The 1,284-nt window shown below is 77.9% G+C and carries 1 protein-coding gene; it reads right to left on the reverse strand.

Features of this window, described 5'->3' with window-relative positions; all coding sequences use genetic code 11:
• Positions 1–1,284 (reverse strand): BTAD domain-containing putative transcriptional regulator (locus tag H0487_RS22645; RefSeq protein ID WP_183096444.1); only part of this gene is annotated, 1,284 nt, incomplete at both ends.

The raw sequence follows: 1,284 nt of genomic DNA on the forward strand, positions 1-1,284 counted from the left end.
CCCTCCTCGACGAGGAGACCCCGTTGCTCGGCGAGCTCGACGTCCGCGAGCACGTCGAGCGCGCGGCGGTTGAGCACGGTCGCCAGGACGTCGACGTCCAGGACGCCGATGACGGCCGCGGCCCGGACCAGGTCGCCGGCCGTCCCGAGCTGGTCACAGCGGGACACCACGGCGTCGACCAGCGAGGGCGGCAGCTCGCCGGCCGGCACGGACGCGAGCTCGACGAGGAACAGCGGGTGGCCACCGGAGCGGTCGTACAGGTCGTCGGCGCGCTCCGACCCGACCAGCTCCACCACCTGGGACCGGTCGAGCGGACCCAGGCCGATCTCGTCGGTCGCGGGGAGCTCGGGTCCCTCCGAGGGCCGTGCGCCGGCCACGACGAGGAGCGGCACCGGGCGGCGCAGCAGGTAGCCGAGCCAGTCCGCGAACGTCGGGCCGGCGAGGTGGGCGTCGTCGATCACGAGGATCGCGCCGGTCCCGGCGGCGATCCGGCCGAGCACCGCGGTGACCGCAGCGAAGAGGGTCGCGGGACCCAGGGCGAGGTCGACACCGCGCGCCGGTCCGGCGAGGTCGTCGGTCAGCCCGAGCAGCGGCGCCAGGGTGCCGGCGTCCGGGCCGAGCAGGGCGTCCGCGTCCGGGGCGCCGCGCAGGTGGTCGGCGATCGCGGTCAGCACCACGTCGAGGGGGGCTGCCCGGTCCAGTGGCCGGCACGTCCCGGCGAGCACCAGGTCGCCCGCGCTGCGCCGGGCTCGCGTCCACGCGTCGAGCAGCGTCGTCTTGCCGATCCCTGCCTCGCCGGCGACGCGCGCGACGCGCGCCGTCCCCTCGCCGACCGCACGCCGGGCGAGGGTGTCGAGGTGCCCGGCCTGGATGGTCCGCCCGACCAGCGACTCCGGCACGGAAGGGCGCGTCGCGACCGGGAGGTCGCCGCGCAGGATCGCGGTGTGGAGGGCGTCGGTCTCCACCGACGGGTCGGCGCCGAGCTGGTCGGCGAGGACCTCCCGCAGCCCGGCGTACGCCGCGAGGGCGAGGGCCGGCCGCCCGCCGGCTGCCTGAGCGCGCATGACGGTTCGGACGGCCTCCTCGTCGAGCGGGTCGGCCTGCGCGTCCGCAGCCGCGAGGTCGAGGGCGTCTCGCCAGTGCCCGGCGTCGAGGAGGGCGTCCGCCGCCACCCGGCGGGCCCGCTGCACCAGCCGGACGGCGGCTGCGTGCTCGGCGATCGCCCAGGGCGCGTCCGTACGCGGCTCGGGCACCCGACCGCGGACCAGCGCGAGCGCGACCCGG

The sequence above is a fragment of the Nocardioides stalactiti genome, from assembly GCF_014180715.1.
GTDB classification, from domain to species: Bacteria; Actinomycetota; Actinomycetes; order Propionibacteriales; family Nocardioidaceae; genus Nocardioides; species Nocardioides stalactiti.